At 27.8% G+C, this 25122-nt stretch carries 21 protein-coding genes; 2 read left to right on the top strand and 19 right to left on the bottom strand.

Features of this window, described 5'->3' with window-relative positions:
• Positions 1 to 13: 13 nt before the first annotated feature.
• The 16 genes from metK to rfbA form a co-directional block, all read right to left on the bottom strand.
• Positions 14 to 1189 (bottom strand): methionine adenosyltransferase, encoded by a 1176-nt coding sequence (gene metK / locus MTX53_RS02020; RefSeq protein WP_244834524.1) that lies wholly within the window; start codon positions 1187 to 1189, stop codon positions 14 to 16.
• A gap of 41 nt (positions 1190 to 1230) precedes the next feature.
• The gene (locus MTX53_RS02015) at positions 1231 to 1626 is read right to left on the bottom strand and encodes a GtrA family protein (RefSeq protein WP_244834523.1); all 396 of its coding nucleotides are present in this window, start codon (positions 1624 to 1626) and stop codon (positions 1231 to 1233) included.
• 20 nt (positions 1627 to 1646) lie between these two features.
• Positions 1647 to 2381, bottom strand: a complete 735-nt coding sequence (locus tag MTX53_RS02010; RefSeq protein WP_244834522.1) for a class I SAM-dependent methyltransferase — start codon at positions 2379 to 2381, stop codon at positions 1647 to 1649.
• Positions 2382 to 2424: 43 nt separating this feature from the next.
• Entirely contained in the window at positions 2425 to 3420 is a 996-nt protein-coding gene (locus MTX53_RS02005; RefSeq protein ID WP_244834521.1) for a glycosyltransferase family 2 protein, read from the bottom strand.
• Positions 3421 to 3434: 14 nt separating this feature from the next.
• Complete coding sequence (locus MTX53_RS02000) at positions 3435 to 5372, bottom strand: glucosyltransferase domain-containing protein (RefSeq protein WP_244834520.1); 1938 nt, start codon at positions 5370 to 5372, stop codon at positions 3435 to 3437.
• 20 nt (positions 5373 to 5392) lie between these two features.
• Positions 5393 to 6490 carry a glycosyltransferase gene (locus tag MTX53_RS01995; protein ID WP_244834519.1) on the bottom strand — a complete coding sequence of 366 codons (1098 nt, stop codon included), beginning with the start codon at positions 6488 to 6490 and terminating at the stop codon, positions 5393 to 5395.
• A gap of 9 nt (positions 6491 to 6499) precedes the next feature.
• The gene (locus tag MTX53_RS01990) at positions 6500 to 7348 is read right to left on the bottom strand and encodes a glycosyltransferase family A protein (RefSeq protein WP_244834518.1); all 849 of its coding nucleotides are present in this window, start codon (positions 7346 to 7348) and stop codon (positions 6500 to 6502) included.
• Between the two features lie 22 nt (positions 7349 to 7370).
• Positions 7371 to 8753: a methyltransferase domain-containing protein gene (locus MTX53_RS01985; protein ID WP_244834517.1), complete on the bottom strand. Its 1383-nt coding sequence runs from the start codon at positions 8751 to 8753 to the stop codon at positions 7371 to 7373.
• On the bottom strand, positions 8750 to 10000 hold the full coding sequence (locus MTX53_RS01980) for an ABC transporter ATP-binding protein (RefSeq protein ID WP_244834516.1): 1251 nt from the start codon (positions 9998 to 10000) through the stop codon (positions 8750 to 8752). Before MTX53_RS01980 ends, MTX53_RS01985 begins: the two co-directional genes overlap by 4 nt.
• Positions 10001 to 10023: 23 nt before the next feature.
• Positions 10024 to 11397: an ABC transporter permease gene (locus MTX53_RS01975; protein WP_244834515.1), complete on the bottom strand. Its 1374-nt coding sequence runs from the start codon at positions 11395 to 11397 to the stop codon at positions 10024 to 10026.
• Positions 11394 to 12233 (bottom strand): dTDP-4-dehydrorhamnose reductase, encoded by an 840-nt coding sequence (rfbD, locus tag MTX53_RS01970; protein ID WP_244834514.1) that lies wholly within the window; start codon positions 12231 to 12233, stop codon positions 11394 to 11396. Before rfbD ends, MTX53_RS01975 begins: the two co-directional genes overlap by 4 nt.
• Before the next feature lie 2 nt (positions 12234 to 12235).
• Positions 12236 to 13303 (bottom strand): glycosyltransferase family 2 protein, encoded by a 1068-nt coding sequence (locus MTX53_RS01965; RefSeq protein WP_244834513.1) that lies wholly within the window; start codon positions 13301 to 13303, stop codon positions 12236 to 12238.
• 53 nt (positions 13304 to 13356) lie between these two features.
• Positions 13357 to 14376 carry a dTDP-glucose 4,6-dehydratase gene (gene rfbB, locus MTX53_RS01960; RefSeq protein WP_244834512.1) on the bottom strand — a complete coding sequence of 340 codons (1020 nt, stop codon included), beginning with the start codon at positions 14374 to 14376 and terminating at the stop codon, positions 13357 to 13359.
• Between the two features lie 91 nt (positions 14377 to 14467).
• Entirely contained in the window at positions 14468 to 14815 is a 348-nt protein-coding gene (locus MTX53_RS01955) for a four helix bundle protein (RefSeq protein WP_244834511.1), read from the bottom strand.
• Positions 14816 to 14939: 124 nt separating this feature from the next.
• Positions 14940 to 15491, bottom strand: a complete 552-nt coding sequence (rfbC, locus tag MTX53_RS01950; protein WP_244834510.1) for a dTDP-4-dehydrorhamnose 3,5-epimerase — start codon at positions 15489 to 15491, stop codon at positions 14940 to 14942.
• Positions 15492 to 15655: 164 nt separating this feature from the next.
• Entirely contained in the window at positions 15656 to 16537 is an 882-nt protein-coding gene (rfbA, locus tag MTX53_RS01945) for a glucose-1-phosphate thymidylyltransferase RfbA (protein WP_244834509.1), read from the bottom strand.
• Positions 16538 to 16699: 162 nt separating this feature from the next.
• Here rfbA and MTX53_RS01940 point away from each other — a divergent pair, with 162 nt between their 5' ends.
• Positions 16700 to 18106, top strand: coding sequence for an undecaprenyl-phosphate glucose phosphotransferase (locus MTX53_RS01940; RefSeq protein ID WP_244834508.1), 1407 nt, complete (start codon positions 16700 to 16702; stop codon positions 18104 to 18106).
• Between the two features lie 407 nt (positions 18107 to 18513).
• Complete coding sequence (locus MTX53_RS01935; RefSeq protein WP_244834507.1) at positions 18514 to 20358, top strand: O-antigen ligase family protein; 1845 nt, start codon at positions 18514 to 18516, stop codon at positions 20356 to 20358.
• A 114-nt stretch (positions 20359 to 20472) separates the two neighbouring features.
• Here MTX53_RS01935 and MTX53_RS01930 read toward each other — a convergent pair whose 3' ends face one another.
• The 3 genes from MTX53_RS01930 to MTX53_RS01920 all read right to left on the bottom strand — a co-directional run bounded on the left by MTX53_RS01930 (position 20473) and on the right by MTX53_RS01920 (position 25092).
• Positions 20473 to 22158, bottom strand: coding sequence for a cadherin-like beta sandwich domain-containing protein (locus MTX53_RS01930; protein ID WP_244834506.1), 1686 nt, complete (start codon positions 22156 to 22158; stop codon positions 20473 to 20475).
• Positions 22159 to 22249: 91 nt separating this feature from the next.
• Positions 22250 to 24565, bottom strand: coding sequence for a hypothetical protein (locus MTX53_RS01925; protein ID WP_244834505.1), 2316 nt, complete (start codon positions 24563 to 24565; stop codon positions 22250 to 22252).
• Positions 24566 to 24798: 233 nt separating this feature from the next.
• A complete protein-coding gene (locus MTX53_RS01920; RefSeq protein ID WP_244834504.1) occupies positions 24799 to 25092 on the bottom strand; it encodes a helix-turn-helix transcriptional regulator in 294 nt (97 codons plus the stop codon).
• Between the last annotated feature and the right edge of the window lie 30 nt (positions 25093 to 25122).

The raw sequence follows: 25122 nt of genomic DNA, 5'->3' as shown, positions 1-25122 counted from the left end.
TCTTTCTTAAAAATTACAAATATTTCTTTATTTCATCAACTTTATCAAGTTTTTCCCAAGGAAGATCTAAATCATTTCTTCCAAAATGTCCATAAGCTGCAACCTGCTTGTATATAGGTCTTCTTAAATCAAGATCTCTTATAATAGCACCTGGTCTTAAATCAAATACTTTTTCAACAATTGATACAATTTCTTCTTCAGAAATCTTTGAAGTTCCAAATGTTTCAACTTCAATTGATACTGGTCTAGCAACTCCAATTGCATAAGCAAGTTGAATTTCAAGTTTATCAGCTACTCCTGCTGCTACAAGGTTTTTAGCAACCCATCTTGCTGCATATGCTGCAGATCTATCAACCTTTGTTGGATCTTTTCCTGAGAAAGCTCCACCACCGTGTCTTCCATATCCGCCATATGTATCAACAATTATCTTTCTTCCTGTTAATCCAGAATCTCCTTGAGGTCCTCCTACAACGAATCTGCCTGTTGGGTTTATAAAATACTTTGTATTTTCATCTAAAAGATCAGATGAAACTACTTCGTTTATTACATACTGTTTCATATCTTTTTCTATCTGCTCTAATGATACTTTTTCACTATGCTGAGTAGAAATAACTATTGTATCAACTCTCTTAGGTTTATTATCTTCATATTCAATAGTAACCTGTGTTTTTCCATCTGGTCTTAAATAAGGTAATGTTCCATTTTTTCTAACTGCTGTAAGTCTTCTTGAAAGTTTGTGTGCAAGTGAAATAGGAAGTGGCATATAATCGTCTGTTTCGTTTGTAGCAAAACCAAACATCATTCCCTGATCTCCAGCTCCTACCTTATCTACTTCATCTTTATCTCCGCTTCTTGATTCAAGAGCTCCATCAACTCCTTGAGCTATATCTGATGACTGCTCATCAATTGATGTAAGAACAGAGCATGTATCACAATCGAAACCATATTTAGCTCTGTCATAGCCTATTTCTCTTATTGTTTGTCTAACTACTTTAGGGATGTCCACATAACAGTTTGTAGATATTTCTCCCATTACCATGACCATTCCTGTTGTTGTACATGTTTCGCATGCAACTCTTGCCATTTTATCTTCTGAAAGAATAGCATCAAGTATTGCATCAGAAATCTGATCGCACATTTTGTCTGGATGTCCTTCTGTAACTGATTCAGAAGTAAACAACTTTTTCATATATTTCTCCTCCATTTCATACTCTATATAAAGAGTAATTGTTAATTAAATATCCAAAATTTATTTAATAAAAAATTTAACACCATTGTAATAATTAAATTTAAAATTGGTGCAATTTCTTGTGATATGCTCATATATCTAACCATTACCATTAATAATATAATACTTAAAATAAATGTAGCTAGATAACTTATAAAATTCTTTATAAAAGATTTAAAATTATTTGATTTTATTTTTTCGAATACATATTTGTTATTCCAGTAGTATGAATTTACAATTCCTAAAATAAAACCACTAGTATATGATATCATATAATTAATACCAAAATAAATTAATATATAATATATTCCTAAAGTTATTACTGTATTAGTAATACCAACTAATCCAAATTTTATAAACTGAATAATTAAATTATTAAATTTATTTTTTATATTCATTAATTTACCTCATCTAAAAATTAGTTATTTTTTGATACAATAATTAATAGCGAAACACCAATAGGCAAATTAATTTTTTTTAATAATTTTACTTCACTTAAAAAGATAAATTTTAATATACTATTAATAATACCCATATCCGGAGTTTCACTTAAATCAGGTTTATTAATATTTAATATATTTTTAATTTTTCTAATAATAAGAATAGGTAAAAACAATAACGTATTATAATATGTACATCTTTTTATTTTAAACCCAGCCTCTTCCATCTTTTCTATTAAATCAGCTTTTTCATATCTTCTTTTATGTTGAACAAATTCATCATTATAACTCCATAAACATTTTAAAGCTGGAACTGTTATTATTGCAATTCCTTCATCAGAAAGCAAATTATAAATTTTTTTTATTGATTTTTTATCATCTTCAACATGTTCTAAAACATCGCAAGAAACTAATACATCAAATCCATTTTCATGGAAAGGTATATCATCTGGAAGACTTCCTTGTTTAACCTTATCGCCAAAATTTTTATTACAATATTCAACAGCACTCTTTTCATATTCTAATCCTGATACTTGTCCATCTTTTTCTAACATCTCTAATAATGCACCTGTTCCACAACCTAAATCTAAAATTCGTGGATTTTTTAATGTATTATATTTTTTAAAAAAATACTGTACTATTGCTCTTTTTCCACAAAACCACCAATGTGTTTTTTGGGTTCTTATTAATTCTGCATATGCTTCTTTTTTCATTTTTTTTCTCCTTAACTATACCCATTATAAAAATTTATATTTTCTAATTTGACATATTTTCAATCTGGTCAACTAAATTATCAAAATTTTTATTTATCTTATTTTTATAAGTAATCTCTGTTTCTTTTACTATGTAAATAGGACGTTTTTTAGCTTCCAAATATGTCTTTGATAAATATTGTCCAATTATTCCCATACAAAAAAGTTGAATTCCACTTGCAAAAAGTATCATACATGAAAGAGATGCCCATCCACTAACTGGATTACTATAAATTATATTAATTATAATTATATATATCATAAATATAAAAGCAGCAAAGCACAAAAATATTCCAAGTATTGATGCTATTGCAAGTGGCTTTGTTGAAAATCCTATTATTCCTTCAAGAGAGTACAAAAACAGCTTCCAAAATGACCATTTTGTTTCTCCTGCCACTCTTTCAACATTTTTAAAAGCAATCCATTTTGTTTTAAATCCTACCCAACCATATATACCTTTAGAAAATCTATTATATTCTTTCATAGATAAAATAGAATTTACCATCTGCCTTGTCATAAGCCTAAAATCTCTTGCTCCATCAACTATATCTGCATCAGATATTTTATTTATAAGTTTATAAAACATTCTTGCAAAAAAGCTTCTTATCTTAGGTTCACCTTCTCTTGTTACTCTTCTTGTAGCTACGCTGTCATATTCTCCACTTGATACATACTTGTACATCTCTGGAAGTAGGCTTGGAGGATCCTGCATATCAGCATCCATAACAGCCACATAATCACCTTTAGCTGCATTAAATCCAGCATACATAGCAGCTTCTTTTCCAAAATTTCTTGAAAATGAAATAAATCTCACTCTCGAATCTTTTTTATAAAAATCTTGAATAACTTTTTCAGTCTCATCTTTCGAACCATCATCTATAAAAATAAATTCAAATTCCTCTTCTTTCATTTTCTTTGTAACATCACATAATGCATCATATAATATAGGCAAAGATTCCTGTTCGTTAAAGCATGGAATTATAAGCGAAAGTATGTCCATATATATTCCCCCAATTAATTATTCAAATAATGTTTTGTGTCCACAAATTTTTCTTGATCATTATGTGTATAACCAATAATAATTCTATACTTTGAAATATCAGAACCCAAATTAGATAAATCCCCTTTAGTAATAAATCCGCTATTATCATAGTTAGTTCCATCTTTAAAATATGAAGTGACATCTGTTCTTGTTTGTCTTCCTGTATTAATTTCAAATATATTACTATTTTCATCATTTAATAAATATATGTTAATTTTTATGTCATCAGAATCTACTTCTTTATCTATAAACCATCCCCCTATTTTAACTTCATTATTCTCTAAACTAAAACTATCAATAGAATATGTTTGTTTATCTTCAAATTTAATAATTTTATTATTATATTTTGTAGAATATGCTGTAGCCATATCACTAAAATACCATTTATCTTCAGACAATTTTATTATTATAAAATCTCCATTATCACGTATACATCCTTTAGATGGCCATGAAGTCATATTCTGCGCTTCTGTTCTTGCTTCTTGCATTTGATTTACTGATACATTTCTAATGTTTATTCCCAAATTATTTATTGAACTACATATTCTAACAGAACTACATTGATAATGTGGTAATTCTTCTGCATTCCAATTAAATATAGATTTACCAATAGTTTCTCCTTCAACACATGATGCATTAAGTTTTGCATTCATTGCTCCAACAAAAGCTACAGGCTTATTTATATTAGAATTGGTTTCCAAACTAATTCTATCAACTATTTGATTTGCTAATACTGCATCTTGTTCATATCTAACTTGATCTGTATATTCTAATCTTAATACAGTTTGCATCTGTAATATAAATGTTACTGCTATAAAAAAATAAATTAAAATAGGACTATACCTTTTCTTATAAACAAATAATAATATTATAATAATATTACAGGATATAACAAAAGGTAAAACAAATTGTGATCTATATACTGGCTGATTAGCAGTATAAATTGTTAATAAGAAAGGACAAATTTCTAGTAAAATAGTTGATACCAAATACAAAATAATATCTTTCTTCTTTCTATTTATAATAATATAATTAAAAGAAAATATTAACATTATTATTAATGAAATAGTATATGTTATAGAATAAAAAATCCCTTTACCCAAAATAATATTTTTAATATTTTTTAGAATGTTCTTGATACATATTAAAAAATTCTCTTGATTCCATTGAATTTGAGAATTCAAATAAGGAATATCCTTAACAAAAAACATCTTTGTTATAATAGTATTAATTAAAAATGCAACCATAAATAATACTATTAATTCAAATATCAATTTAATATTACATTTATTAATATTTAATTTAATATTATTTCTATAATACAGCATAAAACAAATTATGCACAGTGCTATATATAATATTACAAAAGTTTGATATGTCGAAAATGACCAAATCATTATTATAATTGATAAAAACTTAAATAAATTATTGTGCTTAATAATTGAATAATATGATATACCTACAGCTAATATTGTTAATAACAGTCCAACATTAATCTCTAAAAATTGATTTCTAAAATAAAACTGCTCAGCCCATATTGGATGAATAATAAAAATCAAAAACATAATTATAGAATGCAACGGTTTAATATTTCCAATTTTATCTAATAAATATGACAATGTTATCATAGAGAAACTTAATACTAACAATCCAATACTCATTGAAAAATAAGGATTAAAATTTAATTGATCAAATAATAATTTAGTAAGTGCTATTCCTTGACGTCCAAGCGAACAAAACGCACTCGATTTATTGGGCTGATTTATCATATTCTCTGTATCTATTCTCATATCAATTTTGTAAATTTCATTTCCATAAATAAGAAAAATCAAAAGTGTTGGAATTAAAAATGAAATTCTATTATTATATATATATCTATAAAAATTTAGTGTATATTTTCGTATATTCATATATTAGCCCCCTCCATAAATTATTTTAATAACTTTTTCAAAGCTTTTTTAATAAAAGCAATAATTCCCTCTTCTTTGCATACCTTAATAGACTTTGCGATTATACCACCTGAATTAGTGTTTATATTTAGTTTGCTTTGAAACCATTCATTACTATACTCAAAAGGACTCTCTATACTATATTGTAAATCATAGTCTTTTCTGTATTCTTCTCTAATCTTATTACTTATTTTTTCACCTGAATTATAGTTCTGATAAGTCCATAATGATTTTCCTATTTGAGCTTGTCCTGCATCGGAAAGTTCTGTTGAATATTCTTTATATAAATTAACAAAAGGATTTTTTTCTTTATTAGGTAACCATTTATCTATAGCCCAATCTATTGTTCCTGAATCATATCCTGAAAAATGAATAAATCGTAATGGATCATTTCCTATATATATCTTATTATTTTTAACATTAACATCGCTATTCATAAGAGACCATGTTGCAAAATCATATCCTTTATGTTTAAAGATTTCAACATCAAAAAAACATGGTGCCAAGTCAATCCATTTTTGATCAGTAAAAATTCCTTTTTGAATATCATCATAACAAAACAAATGTAATCTTTCTGCCCACCAATTAATAAACTTCTGTGCTTCTTCACTTCTATTTACTGCTAAAAAGCCAAGATTATATACACCATGTGCTGTACTACTTAGTTCCATATCTACATTCCCAGGCTCTAATAAATGTGGACATACAATTATAGGTCTAACATTTAATAATTCTTTTAATTCAGTAAAGTCATCATATACTCTAACATCTGGGTCCAAATATATAAATTGATTTTCATCAGGAAATTTTTCATATAAAAATCTAAATAATTGTCCTTTTACTGCTGTTGAAGCTTCAACAATACTATGCTTAAATATAAACCTATCAAAATTTCCATATCCCAAATCTTTTCCTAGAACTACATAATCAAACTCTTTATGTTCTTTTGCATACTTTGGAATTTCTCTTTCCACTAATGAAACTACAAAAGTTGCATCTTTTATATATTTTTTTACTGATTTTGCTAGTACTAATGCTTTAGGTAAATAATTAGCACAAATTGAAGTACAAATAACCATAACTTTCTCCTAACTTCTTTTTATTATTTTTTTATATATTTTCTTTAATATTCTTATTTTGCTCATTTTTTCGATAACACATGTGCTTTCTTTTAATAATCTATTAGCAAATATTTGATTAATTAGCTCTTTCCTCAAAATTTTAGCATAAATATCATAATATTTTTTATATAAAATAGGATGATTATCATATATTTGCATATATGTATCAACAACTGTATTTACATTTTTCTGAAATTCAGTTGTTCTAGAAGATTTTTTTATTCTATAATGAAATAATATTTCATGTATTTGATATATTTCTCTGCCTATTTCTAATATTGAAAGCCAAAAATCATAATCTTCCATTCCATGCTTCATTTTAGTATCAAATCCATTTACTGTAACCCAATCTTCTTTTCTGAATACAGATGTAACAAATACAATATTATCTAATAACATTTTTTTTAAAGAATAGTCGGGTAAATCCCATCTACCTTGTTTTTCTCCAAATAAATCTGCTCTGCAATATACTACTCCAACATTATTATTTTCATCAAGTATTTTTACAGCCTTTTCTATATATGTTTTATCAATCAAATCATCAGAATCTAATGGCAAAATATATTTGCCTTCAGATTCTTTTATAGCTAAATTTCTAGCATGAGCTGGTCCTAAATTTTTGCTATTAATTATTTTTATATTTTTTAATTCATCACTCTTTAATAAATTATTTGTATATTCATCTGTACTACCATCATTAACAATTATTAATTCAATATTCTTATATGTTTGATTCTTTACAGAAGCAATACTTTCCAAAATATATTTTCCATCATTATAACATGGCATAATCACACTAACTTTTGACACATACATCTCCTTAACCTCCAATATATTTCTATTTATTAAAAATAGATTTGAACTTACATAAAAGTTTCCATCCTCTACTTTCCTCAATATCCTTAATATATCGAGTTTTTTTATCTAATATGTTATTTAACATTTCAATTTTTTTATTCTGTTCTTCTACCAAATTTACGTTCTTATTTTTTTCTTCAATAGCTTTACTTATTTTTTCTTCTTCTAATTTAATTTTAGTATCATAATTCTCAACTAGTTTATGAATTTGACTATCATAATCTTCGCCTATTATACAAAATAATTTGTAATAATCACCAATTATATCACAATCAAAATCGATAAAATTACAATCTATAACCAACTTATCAATATTCTTTACTATTTTCAAATTAATTTGTGGATCCTCTGTATTAAAAATATATATATTATCATAAATTTTTAATCCATTACCAGTTGTAATCTTCACATCTATCTCTTCGTCATCTTTGAATCCATATATTTTATTAATTTTTATAATACAATTACATGTAAGAGGATCAAATCTTAATTGTTTTATTTTTTTATAATCAGATAAATTGAAACATAACTCATTACTGTTTTTAGGATTTATTAATATGGTTTTAGATTTATCATCTGAATACTGTTCATCATTGTCTTCCATAATATAACACATTGTTTTATATGAATATCTATTTTCTAAGTTAATATCAATATTTATATTTTCTTTCTGTATTATTTCTTTTTTTCTAATTTCAAATACAAACTGATATAACTCTCCATATTTTCTTTTCTTTAATTCTTTTGATATTTGGCGATCAACATCATTATAGGTATTTACAATCTCATTAGTTCCAACACCTGAATATAATGCTTTTTGAATTGTAGCTATATATCCAGCTTCATCAATCATTCTCAGTAATGATTTAATAGTAAAAAATCTTATATGAGTATTATCTAATAAACCTAATTTATTATATTTAAATTCATTGTTAAGTAAATCTATAATTACAGAATTATGTGCTATATTAGGTACAGACATTAAAATAGCTCCATTATCATTTAATACTTTTTTACATTTAAATAAAACTTTTTGAGGATTTCTTAAATGTTCTAAAACATCGGCAAAAATTATATAATCATATTTTTCATTCTTTAAAGAATCAAGCCAAATGTATTTTTCAATATCTCCATTTTCCAAACCAATAAAACTTTTATTACTATACTGTGAAGCTTCCTTACCTGCATTGTTATCTATCTCTACAATATCAACGCAACAGTTCATACTATTTTTTAAATACTTTGTTAATCTTCCATTTGCAGGTCCAAATTCTAATATTTTAGATTTTGGTTTTATAATTTTTATAATAATTGACATTGTATTCGAACTATCTAAATCAAGATCAAAATCATATTTACTCAATCTACATTCCTCCATTTATGTGGGATTATATATCTACCTTCACCTATATATTTTGAAGTAACTAATATTGTTTTTATTTTACTAATATATTGAATTGGTACTACTGCAGTCTGTTCAAATAAAGCAACATCAAAATAATATTTACCACTAATAGCAAGAATTCCTTTTTCATATTCTAATTCAAACATATTTATTCCTTTATGCCATGATATATCAACATTATCTAATAAAGTATTTAATCCACATGTATATTCATCATCAATTCTCTTTAATGCTATTCCTAAAACTGGTTTTTTTATTTTTTCATCATATACATTATATTTAACTCTTATTTTTGTAAACTCATTATATTTTGTTTCCGTTATTATTTTATTATCTTTATTTAATATTTGAAAATCTATTATTTCAGCAATAATATTATTATTTTTTACTTGCTTTTTTTCTATCTTTTCTTCATTTACTTTTTTAGGGATTTCTTTTGTTACCTCTTTATTAATATCCTTATTTTCTATACACTTTAAGAAATCCAAATATTGATCACACACTCTATCAACATCACCATAAGATTTCAAAATTCCTCTATCTAACCAAACGGCTTTTTTGCAAAACTTTTTTATAGAAGTAATATCATGTGATACAAAAAGTACTGTTGTTCCACCTTCCATCATATGCTTCATTCTATCCATGCATTTTATCTGAAATCTCACATCACCAACAGCTAGAGCTTCATCTACTATAAGTATCTCTGGTTCAACATTTATAGCAACTGCAAATGCAAGTCTTGCAAACATACCACTTGAATATGTTTTTACTGGTTGATTTATAAATTCTCCAATATCTGCAAAATCCATTATCGGTTGTACTCTTTTTTTCATTTCTTCTTTTGTATATCCCATCATTGTCCCATTCAAATAAATGTTTTCGATTCCCGTATATTCTGGATTAAAACCAGCTCCTAATTCGAGTAAAGCTGATATTCTACCATTAACTTCAACTGTTCCAAATGTAGGTGTTAAAACCCCAGTTATTATTTTTAAAATCGTAGATTTCCCAGAGCCATTTGTTCCTACAATTCCTACCGTATCTCCCTTTTTTACTTCAAAATTTATATTTTTTAAAGCATAATGATCTTTTCCATATTTCTTTTTAGTTAAACTTAATGCTTCTTTCATTCTATCTATTGGCTTATTATACAATCTATAAACTTTATTAAGATTTTGTACTTTTATAGCACTAATTTGCTCCATAATTATTCATAACCTCCAATTTATCATAGTACATCAGCAAAATGTGGCTTTAATTTCTTAAAAATTGTTGTTCCTATAATAAATACTACAGTAACTATTACCCAAAAATATATTGTTTGAAAATATTTATCAATAAACCATATTTTATTAATAAATGTATCTCTATAGCCTTCAGCTATATAGAACATAGGATTTAATTTTACAATCCACTGAAATTTTTTAGGAACAATCGTATAACTCCACATTAAAGGTGTAGCCCACATTCCTATCTGTAATAAAATACTAATTATCTGTCCTAAATCTTTAAAAAACACTATGATTGATGAAGTAATATATGAAAATGCAAGCGAAATAAAAAATGTACAAAATGAATAATATATCAATTGAATAATATATTTTGTTGGATATATTTTGTATATACTACTAACTAAAAATATAAATACTATAAATGCTAAATGTATAAATAATGCTGATATTATTTTTACAATAGGCAAAATACTTACTTTAAATACTACTTTTTTTACTAAATAACTATATTCCATCAAACAATTAGTTGCATTGAGTAATGACTCTTGAAAAAAGAACCATGGAATTAATCCAGTCATTAACCATAAAATATATGGAACATTTTTTGTCGGAGATCCTGCTTTCAATCCAAATTCAAATACAATCCAATAAAGAACTATAGTAACCACTGGTTGTACAAACGCCCAAGTAATTCCTAAATATGATCCTGCATATTTAGTTTTAAAATCATTTTTAGCTAAATTCCATATCAATCTTTTACTTGTATTTAATTCATTCATTAATGTATAAATACTGTATGCTTTTTTTGCAATAAAAAAACATAGAATATCAACTATTATACATAAAAATATCTTTAAAAGCTTATTTATCAAAAGCATATTTTGCATTACTTTATTCATTGTATCAGCACTAATTTCATATATACAATATGGATCAACTCCATTCGTAATTATATCAAGAGAATTATCCTCTATACTCACATTTTCTATTTGCTCATTTTGATTAGAAAACACTTCTTGAAGATCTAACTCTACGTTTTTACCAAACAAACTCATCTCTACATCTGATATTTTAATATTTGAAGTTTTGCTTCCAAGATCTAATCGTAAGTATTTTATATTTTGTGGAAATGAAAATTTTATTTTCTGTTTTTCATTCGATATTTTGTAATTTTGACTATCTACTTCATTTTCATTCCATTGACCATCTTTACTATAAAATAATTGAAAAGTATCTGAATAATCATCAACTATTTTATAAGTTAAAGTTATATTTGCATTACCTAGATTACAGTATTTAATTATTAAAATATTTGATATTATCGCCATTACAAGTATGATTAATAATTTAAGAGCTCTTTTTTTTCTCATTTTATCTCTCCCAAATAATTTTTTAGTGCATCTTTCCAATCAGGAAGAACCTTAAAGCCATTATCTAAAAGTTTCTTCTTACTCATTCTAGAATTCATAGGTCTTACAGCCTTTGAAGGATACTCACTTGTAGTAATAAAATTAACTTTGCATTTTAAACCTGCCTGATTCATAATCTCACTAGCAAACTCTGCCCATGAGCAGAAGCCCTCATTAGTAGCATTATATATTCCATACTTTTCAGTTTGCACCATATCACATAAAAGATACGCTAAATCCTTAGTATATGTAGGGCTTCCAATTTGGTCAGACACTACATTTATCTCTTCTTTTTCTTTTCCAAGTCTTAACATTGTCTTTATAAAGTTATTTCCATTAATGCCAAACACCCATGAAATTCTTACTATAAAATATTTATCTAAATATTCTTTTACTTTAAGTTCGCCTTCATATTTAGTCTTTCCATATACTGAAAGTGGATTTATATTTCCATCAACTTCAAATGGTTTATCGCCTTTTCCATCATAAACATAATCTGTTGAAATATATACAATCTTTGCATCTATTTTTTTGCAAGCTTTTGCTATATTTTCCGTTCCAGATACATTTACCTTTGCGCATAATTCTTTTTCATCTTCAGCTCTATCAACAGCTGTATATGCTGCACAATGAATTACACATTCTGGTTTGAGTTTTTCTATAAATTCATCTGTCTTTTTAGCATCTGTAATATCAAATTCATCTCTGCCTGCAGCAGTAAATTCAATATTTCTTTTTTTTAATTCTCTTATAACATCATATCCAAGTTGTCCATTAACTCCAGTTACTAAAACCATCTCTATATGATTCCTTTCTTAGCCAATTTTAAAATTATTTTAAATAAAATATCAGGTATAAATGGTAATACTATATCTAATATCGCTGATATTTTATGAAATTTTCTATACTTAATTATTGTTTTTAAATCACTAAATGATACTCTTTTTGAATACCTCTTTCGTGACTCAATCCACAAAATAGTATCATCAATAGTTTTTTTTATCTCTTTATAAGAAGATAATCTTTTTTTATATATATAATAACATTCAAGATAATCATCTATTCTTCTTTTATAATATGACTTCTTATCATATACATCTTTTAAAATCCCTGTTTGATTATTATTATGCTGTCTATACCTTATAAGTGGCGTTTTTATAAATTCTATTTTTCCATTTAATGCTGCAATTATTGCTATCCACTGATCATGAACAATCATTTCATGAAATGGAACAGCTTTTTTTGCCATATCGCTTCTAACCATCATTGCACACCCTGTAACAAAATTTGAAAACAGTATGTTTTGTGCCTGATTAAAACCTGACAAGTAAACAATTCTTTTTCTTATATCAGTAAAGCTATCTGCTATTTTTTTATCATCTTTATCAATTATAGAAAGATCACAATACGCTAAAGTAACGTCTTTATCTTTAAACGCATCTACCATCTTTTCTATTTTTTCAGTTTCCCATATATCATCCTGATCACAGTAAGCAAAATAATCACCATCTGCAATTTTTGTGAGATATTCAAAAGCTTTATTTGAGCCTTTATTTTCTTTTCCTCTTATTAATTTATATTTAAAATTAGTTATATACTTTTTTAAATACTCTTCATCAAAAGGATTTTCAGGGCAGTCATCATAAACATATAAATTAATATTTTTATAGCTCTGATTATTTAATGATATAAGTTGCTTTCTAAACCAGTCATAATTAGGATTATATACTGCTAATAGAATTGATACTTGTTTATTAATCATAAATTGATAATTGATAATGTATAATTGATAATGCATAATGAAATTGCTTCGCAATTTCTTTGAAAACGCAAAGAAACATACAATAACAAATTCAAAGAAAAGCATTTAGCTTTTCCACCATAATTATCAATTATCAATTTTTCATTATCAATTTCCTCCTATCTTCTAAAATACATCTTCTCATAGTATTTTTGATAATCTCCACTAATTACGTTTTGAAGCCACTTTTTATTATCTAAATACCACTTTACAGTCTTTTTAATTCCATCATCAAATTTAGTTTCAGGAAGCCATCCTAACGCATTATGAATCTTTGTAGGATCTATTGCGTATCTTCTATCATGGCCTTTTCTATCTGTTACATATTTTATAAGTGATTCTGGTTTTTTAAGCTCTCTTAGAACTGTTTTTACAACTTCAATATTGCTTTTTTCATTATGTCCACCTATGTTGTAAATTTCACCAATAGTACCTTTATGGATTATTAAATCAATTGCTCTGCAATGATCTTCAACATAAAGCCAGTCACGTACATTTTCACCTGTTCCATATACAGGAATATCTTTATCCTCTAATGCATTAGTTATTATAAGAGGTATAAGCTTTTCTGGGAAATGATATGGTCCATAATTATTTGAACATCTTGAAATTGTTACTGGAAGATTATAAGTTCTAAAATATGCACCTACTAAAAGATCAGCTGATGCCTTACTTGAAGAATATGGGCTTGATGTATGTATAGGAGTTTCTTCTGTAAAGAAGAGATCTTTTCTATCAAGTGGAAGATCTCCATATACCTCATCTGTAGAAACCTGATGGTATCTCTTTATTCCATATTTTCTACATGCGTCCATAAGTACTGATGTTCCTAAAATATTAGTTCTTAAAAAGATTTCAGGATTTACTATAGATCTATCAACATGGCTCTCTGCTGCAAAGTTTACCACCATATCTGGTTTCTCTTTAGAAAACATATCATAGATAGCTTGCCTATCTGCAATATCTATTTTATAAAACGAGAAATTAGGATTATCTTTAACATCAGAAAGAGTTTCCATATTTCCTGCATAAGTTAAACAGTCTACTACGATTATTTTATAATCTTTGTATTTGTTTAGCATATAATGAACAAAATTTCCACCTATAAAGCCGGCTCCGCCTGTTACTACTATCTTCATAATCAATTCAATGGACAATGGACAATTGACAATTAAAAAGAATGTTTTTAATTGCATTATAAATTATACATTGTTTCATGTTTCCTCCTTACTACCTGCTATTTTTTACTATGCTATTTAGTACTCTGCAAATTTCTTTGCACTCATTTATCATAATTTGTAATTTATCTTCATTAAGTATATTGCTATATAATATTAAACTTAACCAATATTCTGTTTCGTCTGCTTCTTTTAATGCTATACTCATTTTATGTCTAAAGTCAGCTCTGCTTATTGCATTAATTGATTCTTTAACATTAGCTCCAATACTTGTTCCCGAACGTAATAACTGATCTGCTATTACATACTGTTTCTTTTCACTTTTAAGATACTCTGTAAATTTTATAATTGATAATGCAAAGCCAAATGATTTTTTGATTATTATATTATTTTCTTTCATAACATTCTCCTTATATTATTAATTCAAACATTATAATATTTTCCAAAATAAATATTTCTAATCACAGAAAAGATGAAATCTTTTCCACCTCAATTGTCAATTGTTCATTGTCAATTGTCAATTTCTACTCCCTATATATAAAACTACAATCACTATCCCTTAATCTCGGTGCTTTTTTATCTTTTTCTGATAAAATCGGATTTTTTATTCCCCAATCTACACCAATTTCAGGATCATCGAACTTTATGCTTCTATCGCTTTCTTTGTTGTAATAATTATCTGTTTTGTAAACAAATTCAACATCATCACTTAAAGTTACAAATCCATGCCCAAAACCTCTTGGAATAAAAAACTGTTTTTTATTTTCTTCTGAAAGTTCAACGCTTACCCATTTCTTGTATGTAGGTGAGCCTTTTCTTAAATCCACAGCAACATCTAAAACTTTTCCTCTTACTACTCTTACAAGCTTTGCCTGTGAATGTTCTCCATTTTGAAAATGAATTCCACGAAGTATTCCTTTTTCTTTAGAGTAAGACTGATTATCCTGAACATAATCAAGTGCAATTTCAGGAGTCTTTATCTTTGAATAAGTTTCCATAAACCATCCTCTGTTATCTCCAAATACCTGTGGTTCTACTATATAAACACCTTTTATTTCTGTTTCTGTTAATTTCATAAAATCGACCTTTCATTCAAAATTCAAATCATTAAAAATATTAAAATTGATAATCTACATTTTAAAGATTATAAAATCGAAAATCCGAAGGATTTTCTACCTCAATTGTCAATTGTCAATTGTGAATTATTAATTGTCCATTGTCCATTGTCAATTGTCCATTATTAATATATTATCTTTCCCTCTGCTACTTTTTTTAAATGCTGTCCGTAAGGGCTTTTACCATATTTTTTCGCATTAATAAGCAGAGTATTTTTATCAATCCATTTATTCCTATAAGCTATTTCTTCAAGACATGCTATTATAAGTCCTTGTCCTTTTTCAATTACTTTTACGTATTCAGAAGCTTCACTTAAACTGTCCATTGTTCCAGTATCAAGCCATCCATACCCTCTTCCAAGAGTTATTACATCTAACTTTCCTTTTTCTAAATAGATTTTATTTAAATCTGTTATCTCAAGTTCTCCTCTTTTTGAAGGTTTAATGCTTTTTGCATATTCTGAAACATTTTTATCATAAAAATAAAGACCTGTTACTGCATAATTAGATTTTGGCTTATCTGGTTTTTCTTCAATAGATACAGCTCTTGCCTCTTTATCAAATTCAACAACTCCAAAACGTTCAGGATCATCTACATAATATCCAAATACAGTTGCATTTTCTGTATCATTAACTGCTTTTTTTAAAAGCTCTGTAAGACCGTTTCCATGAAAAATATTATCTCCAAGTATCATTGCACAGCTATCTCCTGCTATGAAATCTTCTCCTAATATGAAGGCTTCTGCAAGACCATTTGGTTTTTCTTGAACTTTATATGAAAGATGTATTCCATATGAACTTCCATCACCTAAAAGATTTTTAAAATTCGGTAAATCATTAGGAGTTGAAATTATCAAAATATCTCTTATCCCTGCAAGCATAAGTGTTGCTATTGGATAATAAATCATAGGTTTATCATATACTGGAAGAAGCTGTTTAGATGTTACCATTGTAAGTGGATATAATCTAGTTCCATTTCCTCCTGCTAAAACTATCCCTTTTGTCAATTTTTTCCACCTCTCTTACATTCTATTACATATAACTATCTATATCATAATTTATTTGCTATCTTTAGTCAAATTATTCTACTACCTTTATAACGTTGATTTTTTCTATGCTGAATGATATTATATATGTACTTATGAGCAAGATTAAAGGATGGGTATATTATGATAAAAGAGAATCAAGATTTCTTAAATAAACTAAACGCATTTACTGATATTATATTTCTATTTCTTTCAATGGCAGTTGCCTATTTTGTAAGATTTTACATATTTTCATCAGATGCAGCAGATTTTGTAAAACTCAATACATATTTTAAATTTTGTTTTATTATAGTGCCTTTTAACTTAGTGATTTTTCATTTCTGCAGCCTATATAATTCTTTTAGAACTTCACTCTTTAGTGCAGAATTTTCAAAAATAGTACTAGCTAATACAGTCTTAACTGGTGTTGTTTTTTCATTATTATATATATTAAAATTAGTTGATATATCAAGATGGGTTTTAATCTTCTTTTATTTTATAAATATATTGTTGATTTCAATTAAAAGATTTTCTTTAAGAAAAATGCTTTCTTCGTTAAGAGCAAAAGGTTTTAACTTAAAGCATGTAGTTATAGTAGGTTCAGGCAATATTGCAAGGTCATATTTAAATACGATAATAAAAAACAGAAGCTATGGATATGCATATTCTGGATATATTTCAGATTCAGATAATTTTACAGGCAAAAAGTTAGGAAATTATAAAAATCTTTTAAATGTTTTAAATAAAACAAAACCTGATGAAGTTATTTGTGCTCTTGAAACAAATGAATCTGAAATACTTAAAAGTGTTATTTCAGATTGCGAAAAAACAGGTACAAAAGTATCAATAATTCCATTCTGCTATGAATATATACCAGCTCATCCTTACATAGATCAGATAGGAAACATTCCTCTTATAAACGTTAGAAGAATACCTCTTGATAACTTTGGTAATGCAATATTAAAACGAATTATAGATATTTTAGGTTCTTTATGTCTTATAATTCTTTGCTCTCCAATTTACATATGTACAGCAGTGCTTATAAAATTGACATCTAAAGGTCCTATATTCTTTAAGCAGCAAAGAGTTGGACTTAATAAAAAGTTATTTACTATGTATAAATTCAGATCCATGAGAGTAAATAATGAAGAAACTACAGGTTGGACAACCAATAATGACAACAGAAAAACAAAATTTGGTTCTTTTATACGAAAATATTCAATAGACGAAACACCTCAGTTCTTTAACGTTCTAAAAGGAGATATGAGCCTTATAGGTCCAAGACCTGAAATACCTCATTTCGTAGATGAATTTAAAGATGAAATACCCTTATATATGGTCAAACACCAAGTAAAGCCAGGAATAACAGGACTAGCTCAAATTAAAGGCTACAGAGGTGACACATCGATAAAGAAAAGAATTGAATTCGATATATATTATATAGAAAATTGGTCACTACTAATGGACATAGAGATACTATTTAAAACAGCATTTAAAGGGTTTAGGAATAACGAAACAATTGTTAAAGGAAAAATGACAAATGATAAATGACAAATTTGGAGGTTTCTGGCTACGCAGAAACTTGAAATTGATAATGAACTAATTGATAATTGATAATTATGGTTGTTTCTGCTCAAATCGCAGAAACATAGAATTTATTTAGCTTTCGCTTCAGGCGAAAGCTTTAGTATTTTGAGAAAATCTCAAAATACCATAAAATGAAATTCTGAAAGAATTTCCACCTAAATTGTCCATTGTCAATTGTCCATTGGACTGGATTTCCACCTAAATTGTCCATTGTCAATTGTCCATTTGACTGGATTTCCACCAAAATTATCAATTCTTAATTGAGTAATTCCCATTTGTCAATTCTCTTTAGTATTCTCATTCATTATGTTATAATATTAGATATTTGTAAGGTTAATTTGCAAAAATTTTTAGTTAGGATGTGTATAAACTTGGACAAGCTTAAAAAATTATGTAAAGATAAATCTATTGATTTTTTCTTTCCTATCGCATTTATTATTACAATAGTTCCACTTATAGTAAGACAAACGACTATAAAACTCACACCTGCTGCTGAAAAACTTAACGGTGTAGCTACGAAAACAGATTTATTTTCGCAAAAGAAAGCTTTATTTTTATTAATATTTTCTGTAATACTACTTTTACTTATTGCAGTATTTTTCAAGAAAATATTCTCAAAGAAAGATAAGATAGTAAATATAATATTAATATCATCATTTGTATTTTTATTATTAACTCTTCTTTCAGCTATATTTTCATCATATAAAGGTGAAGCATTTTTTGGATTCTACAATAGATCTGAAGGATTTATTACAATATGCTGTTATTTTATACTTCTTATTTACTCTATATATGCTTTTAAAAAGACAGATGATTTTAAATATATTACTGTTCCGCTTATTATAATTGTTTTTATAGATTCATTTTTAGGATTATTCCAATATCTTGGAGAAGATTTAATAAAAACAAAATTAGGAATTCTTTTAACTATACCACTTAAAGATTATAATCCAAACATGAAAATGAATCTTCTATTTGAATCTGGAAAGCTATATGGTACGACTTCAAATTACAACTACATAGGAAGTCTTATTGCACTTATTATTCCAGTTCTTATATTTGCATTTATATATGAACTTAAAGAAGGCTATAAAGCAGGATATAAATTCGCTCTTTTATTTGCAGTTATATTATGTCCTCTTATATTATTAGGTAGTAGTTCAAGAGGTGGACTTATCGGAGTATTTATGTCAATTCTTTTTGCAGTAATAGTTTTCTTTAAACAGATAAAGAAAAAGTGGAAAGGTCTTTTAATATTTATTGCTGTTATTGCAGTTTTACTTGTAGGACTTAACTTTATATCTAAAGGAAAAATATTTAGTAGAATACCTCAGATGGGTTCAGATTTTATATCGCTATTTAAAACTTCAGACAAAACTTATAAAGACACAGTGCCTATAAAAGATATTAAAAGTACAGATTCAGGTATAGAAGTAACACTTCAAAATGATATTTTAAAGATGGCTTTTAATGATGGAAAATGTACATTTACAGATTCTAATGATAAAACTGTAGAATATATTTTTAATTCTAAAAATGGAGTAATTTCAACAACAGATGAACGATTTAAAAGTATTTCATTTAAATATGGTGCATTAACAAACGGAGATAAAGAGACACAAGGATTGGTTCTTTTATATAACAATCAAAATTCTTTCTATTTCAAACATGAAGATGATGATACTCTTAAACTTTTTGATATGGCATCATTTACTGAAATGGAGCTTAAAGATCCTCCTTATATAGGATTTAAAGGAAAAGAAACAATAGGTTCTGCAAGAGGATACATTTGGTCAAGATCTCTTCCTTTATTAAAGGAAAATATTTTGCTTGGTTCAGGAGCTGATACATTTATATACAGGTTCCCTCAAGATGACCTTATAGGAAAGCTTGCAGCTTATAATACAACTAATATGATGGTAGATAAGCCTCATAACCTTTATTTAAAAACAGCACTAGATAGTGGAGTAATCGCATTAATTGCATTTTTAATTATTATGCTTACTTATATAATAGACAGTTTTAAGCTCTATGCTTTTAAAGAAAAATATTCAAGAGAATCCCTTTATGGAATAGGAACATTCCTTGGAATAGTAGGATATCTATTTACAGGAATATTTAATGACTCAGTAGTTTCAGTTGCACCAATATTTTATGTACTACTTGGAACTGGAATAGCAATAAACTACGTTATAAGAAAACAAATTAGACAATAAACATAAAAAAAAGAGAATGTAGAAATATTTGTTTACACAAACTAATTTACATTCTCATTAAAAGAAAAGGCTGATACCAAACAGAAATGGTATCAGCCTTTTTCAACACTAATATTATCCAATATATTTTACGTATGCTCCACTTGCATTTAACTGAAATTTTCCATCAATTATACAGTTAGCTGCCATGCTTCCATCAGAATATAGATAATAATAGACTCCGTTTGAATCTCTCATCCAGCCTGTTCTCATTGCTGCATTACTTGGATCTAAATAATACCAGTTTGCACCATACTGAAGCCAGCCTGTCTTTAAAGCTCCGCCAACTTGGGCATAATAATATGTTCCATTAAACAATACCCATGTGTTTTCAAACATATATCCATTTTGATCAAATATATAATAAGATCCATTTATATATTTAATCTGATTTTTAACTAGGTTTCCATTTTCATCATAGTAAGCCCAAACTCTGCCACCAATTCTAGTCCATTGATTTTTATACTGTAAAATAGCATCGTCTGCTGATGGTGCACCTGTCTGTGAAGTTGTATTTTGAATATTTCCTGCAGTAGAATTTGATGGTATATTCTTATCTCTATATACATTTAGTGTATATTCTCTGCATTCATCATCATCTTCATCATCATTAGGATATACTTTTATCTTTATAGTATTTATTCCATCATGGAGATCTTCATATGTGTATTCATATTTATCATCTCCTTCATCATCAAGAACTTCATCATCTACTTTTACAGTATAATCACGATATTCTGGATGTGCATAAATATCTATATCATCCTGACTTTCATCTACTTTTACATTATATACAGATATATTTTTCTTAAATGTAAGTTTAGTATCTCCATCATCAAGATTTAATGAATCAAGATAAACTTCATGTTGAGAATTATCTATTCCACCGTTTGATTCTTTTACTCCGTTATCAGTATCATCTGTTGAAGTTACTTCATCTGATGTTCCTCTATATACATATAAATAATAAGTTCTCTTATTATCATCATCGTCTTCTACAACGATCTTTATTGTATTCTTACCTTTTTCAAGATCTACATCAGTCTTCCATTTATCCTCTTCATCAACATCTTCACCATTTATTTCAACGGTATCATCATCTTCATCGCTAGGTCTTGCTTTTACAAGTATTGAATCTGTGTCTTCAGATACTTTATAATTATATGATTTTTTGTCTTCATCAAAATTGTCAACATAATACCCATCTACTGATATGCTTGATAAATATACATCATCATCGTCATCATCATCGTCATCATCATCGTCATTATCTGCAGTTGATTTTACCCTTATTTCAAACTCCTCATAATTATCTGAATCTTTTCTTTCTGATGAATCTAAATCATCATAATCCTCATCATATACTCTAACTTTTAAAGTATCTGTTCCAGAGATTGAAATCTTATCTCCTTCTTCATAATCATCACTTCCATTATAGATTCTTACACAGTCTTCATCTGCTCCATCTATATTTACTCTTACTGCTGATTTTGAAGTTTTAGCATAGTATGTTTTTCCCTCTGTAGGATTCTTACCATCAAATTCATCATCATCATCATAATCATCATCTGTATAAAGATCCATGCTGTCTCCAGATGAAGTTTCAATAGAAACCTCTGTAACATCTGAAACAGTATCAGCATAAACAGTTTTAGGTCCAAAAGATCCTAAAACATTTTTTGCTGAATCTACTGGTCCAAATGCAGTAACAGCAGCTATTGTAAGTGTCATTGCTATAATATTTCTAATCCTCTTATTCATATTCCTTCCCCCTTAAATATTTTAAATTGAGTATATTATAAAAAAAGGATGAGGAAAAACCCCCATCCCTTAATCCCAAGAGTGTTATGGATTATCTAACCCAAGCTCCTGAAGCTCCTAATTTATATCCACCAACAGTTGTGTTTGATAACATGCAGCCATTTCCATCAGCATAGTACCAAGTACCTGTTGTATCAACGAACCAACCAGTCTTCATAGCACCGCTATAGTTTACTGGATCCATGTAGTACCAGCTTCCACCTATTAACTGCCATCCAGTTGCCATTGCACCACTTGCATTGAAGTAGTACCAAGTTCCATTGATGCTCTTCCATCCATTAACCATTACTGTAGTTGCAGGATCCATGTAGTACCAAGCGTTTCCGATAAACTTCCAGCCAGCTACAGCTGTTCCGTTTTCTAAGTACTTCCAAGTTCCATCAGCTTGTTGTTCCCATTTGTTTTCAACTACAACTGGTTTAGCTGGTTCAATTTCTTTTCCAGCGTCTACAGTTTCTTTCTTTCCTTCAGTTACAGTTGTGTAGATTTTAGCATCTTCATCGTCAGTATAAGCGATTAAGTTGTCATCATCATAAACATCTAATTTGTTCATTCCTGAATCTACTCTGTATTCTGTAGTCTTGTCCTTCTTGCTGAACTTGATTACATTACCATCATGTAATATCCAAAGAACTCCGTTTGAATCTACATCAAAAGTATCTGCATCTTGATCAGTATCTCCGTCTTTCTTTACAACGTATCCGTCTAATTTCTTTTCTCCATATACAGATTTATCTGCTGGATTTTCTTTAATGCTCTTTAAGTCAATCTTAAGAACCTTAACTTTGTCAGATTTAGCTCTATAAACATATAATGAATTTCCATCAACCTGTATATTTACGATATCTGGATATTCGCTATCACTAGTTAACCAGTTAGATGCATCGTTAACGTCTCCGTTATCATAAAGTTTCTTAGTGTCCATTAAGTAAGATTCAACGCTCTTTGGAAGATATGCTTTATCATCTTTGTCTCCCTGAGCCTTAGAAATCTTCTGTAAGTAGTTAACTGTTACAGTCTTTCCAGCTCCAGCAGTTTCTCCATCAGCTATATCTACATTTGAAGTAGCCCAATCAGCTTTTTCTTCATCAGTTAAGTCTCCAACTGCAGTCTTTGTGAATGAATAATCACTAACATCAAATGTATAACCAGCTATAGGATTCTTTATGAAATAAGAAGCAACAGCATTCTTTAATGAAGCTACATCTGTATAGTCAGTACCATTTACAAATTTTTGTCCATGAACTACAAATTTATCTGTTGCAACACTCTTAGTTCCAGGTATGAAACTAACTCCTTTTCCACTAACTAACTGAGTAGCTTCTCCAGTCTTCTTAGCTACAGCAACAATCTTGTTGTCTCCTTTAATTGTTACATCATAACCATCCATGTCTTTTAATGCATTATATAATGTAACTATGCTATCAGTTCCAGCCTTATAAGTCTTTCCATCATAAGTTACTTCAGAACCTTCAGCTGCATCTGATGTAGTATAATCGATTGTATATTTAGCAGCTTTATCATCAGCAACTGTAGCATTGTCAAAATCAATTGTTACTTTTGCGTTTGCTGAATCATGGTCTGCACCTTCATCAGTAATTTCAACATTAGCTATAGCATATACATAATCATCATCTTGAGCAATTGGAGTTAAGTCTTTTAATGCAGCACCTAACTTACTATTGTCATCAATCTTATCATCATCGTCTTCATCATTATTGAATTCTTCAATTTTTACTACTTTATCTCTCTTAGTGCTATAGTAGTAAAGGTTAGCTGTCTTATCAGCTGTTACATATTTTCCATCTTCATCAGTTAAGATGTACTTTCCATCTTTTTGTACATAATAGTATGGAGCTTGGAATGAACCATATGAAGGAACGTCTTTTAATTCATCAGCATCAACTTCTGCTCCATCAAATTTATCAGTGTTTTTAATAGCTTTTTCTAAAGCATGAGCTGTATCGTCTTTCTTATCTTCTACAGTATCATCTGTAACTTTTCCTGATGATAAATCAACTAAATATTCATCATTACCATCTTTAGCGATACCATATTTATCTCCATAAGTTCCGTTTGTGAAGTCATAATCTTCATCGTCATATGCATCAACTTCTGATTCTTTTTCTCCGTTGTTGTAATATACGGCTCTGTCTTCTTCGTCTCCGTCTTTATCTGTCTTATATCCATCATAGATATACTTTCCGTTGAATGCTACTGCATTATCAACATATCCATCTTTAGTTCCTAATTTTGTAGCAGCGTTTACTGCAGTTGCAGGTGCTACTGAAACAACAGCGGCAGCAGCTACTAATAAAGCTGTGATTTTATTTGCTTTTTTTAACATAATCTTTCTTTCCCTCCTAATAATTCTAAATTCTTATAAATTATAGCATGCTTGTCCAAATAAGTAAATAGAAAAAGTTCTATTATCCATATTTAGTATACTTTTTGCTATAATAGATAAAATTAAGATACTTTGCTTGTCTTTCCTAAGACGCTATAATATACAACATCTAAAATTTCTTTTGGGTACCTTTTTTAGAATTTTTTTAAAAAATTATTTATTTTTCTAATTATTTAATCTTTTTCTTTTGTAGTTATCTCATTCCACACTAGATATTCGTATGTTTTATCATATATTTCTAATAATATATCTCTATAATATTTTCTAGGGAAAGAAAGATTTTTCTCCCAGTTCGATATTGTCTTCTGCCCTGCATCAACTAATTTAGCATATTCACTTTGAGTCATATTATGATGTTCTCTTAAAATTTTAAGTTTCTCTCCAAAGCTCTTCTCTTTTATCATCTTTATATATTCTGCCCACGCATTATCTTTCTTTAAAATCTCTTTGAGCATTTCTTTGTCCATCACACCATCACCTTTTTATTTTATTGTTTC

This window comes from Clostridium sp. BJN0001 (assembly GCF_022869825.1).
Lineage (GTDB): Bacteria > Bacillota > Clostridia > Clostridiales > Clostridiaceae > Clostridium.
The sequence above is the reverse complement of the archived record's forward strand: the minus strand, read 5'-3'. Positions and strand labels throughout refer to the sequence as shown.

What these genes read in the sequence shown, in the direction of transcription:
- MTX53_RS02015 (WP_244834523.1), bottom strand. Translation starts at nt 1,626, where the DNA reads ATGAATATAAAAAATAAATTTAATAATTTAATTATTCAGTTTATAAAA.
- rfbD (WP_244834514.1), bottom strand. Translation starts at nt 12,233, where the DNA reads ATGGTTTTAGTAACTGGAGTTAATGGACAACTTGGATATGATGTTATA.
- MTX53_RS01965 (WP_244834513.1), bottom strand. Translation starts at nt 13,303, where the DNA reads ATGCTTTTCTTTGAATTTGTTATTGTATGTTTCTTTGCGTTTTCAAAG.
- MTX53_RS01940 (WP_244834508.1), top strand. Translation starts at nt 16,700, where the DNA reads ATGATAAAAGAGAATCAAGATTTCTTAAATAAACTAAACGCATTTACT.
- metK (WP_244834524.1), bottom strand. Translation starts at nt 1,189, where the DNA reads ATGAAAAAGTTGTTTACTTCTGAATCAGTTACAGAAGGACATCCAGAC.
- rfbC (WP_244834510.1), bottom strand. Translation starts at nt 15,491, where the DNA reads ATGAAATTAACAGAAACAGAAATAAAAGGTGTTTATATAGTAGAACCA.
- MTX53_RS01990 (WP_244834518.1), bottom strand. Translation starts at nt 7,348, where the DNA reads ATGTATGTGTCAAAAGTTAGTGTGATTATGCCATGTTATAATGATGGA.
- MTX53_RS01920 (WP_244834504.1), bottom strand. Translation starts at nt 25,092, where the DNA reads ATGGACAAAGAAATGCTCAAAGAGATTTTAAAGAAAGATAATGCGTGG.
- MTX53_RS01930 (WP_244834506.1), bottom strand. Translation starts at nt 22,158, where the DNA reads ATGAATAAGAGGATTAGAAATATTATAGCAATGACACTTACAATAGCT.
- MTX53_RS01995 (WP_244834519.1), bottom strand. Translation starts at nt 6,490, where the DNA reads ATGGTTATTTGTACTTCAATTTGTGCTAATTATTTACCTAAAGCATTA.
- MTX53_RS01975 (WP_244834515.1), bottom strand. Translation starts at nt 11,397, where the DNA reads ATGAGAAAAAAAAGAGCTCTTAAATTATTAATCATACTTGTAATGGCG.
- rfbB (WP_244834512.1), bottom strand. Translation starts at nt 14,376, where the DNA reads ATGAAGATAGTAGTAACAGGCGGAGCCGGCTTTATAGGTGGAAATTTT.
- MTX53_RS02005 (WP_244834521.1), bottom strand. Translation starts at nt 3,420, where the DNA reads ATGGACATACTTTCGCTTATAATTCCATGCTTTAACGAACAGGAATCT.
- MTX53_RS01980 (WP_244834516.1), bottom strand. Translation starts at nt 10,000, where the DNA reads ATGGAGCAAATTAGTGCTATAAAAGTACAAAATCTTAATAAAGTTTAT.
- MTX53_RS01925 (WP_244834505.1), bottom strand. Translation starts at nt 24,565, where the DNA reads ATGTTAAAAAAAGCAAATAAAATCACAGCTTTATTAGTAGCTGCTGCC.
- MTX53_RS02010 (WP_244834522.1), bottom strand. Translation starts at nt 2,381, where the DNA reads ATGAAAAAAGAAGCATATGCAGAATTAATAAGAACCCAAAAAACACAT.
- MTX53_RS01955 (WP_244834511.1), bottom strand. Translation starts at nt 14,815, where the DNA reads ATGAAAGAAAATAATATAATAATCAAAAAATCATTTGGCTTTGCATTA.
- MTX53_RS02000 (WP_244834520.1), bottom strand. Translation starts at nt 5,372, where the DNA reads ATGAATATACGAAAATATACACTAAATTTTTATAGATATATATATAAT.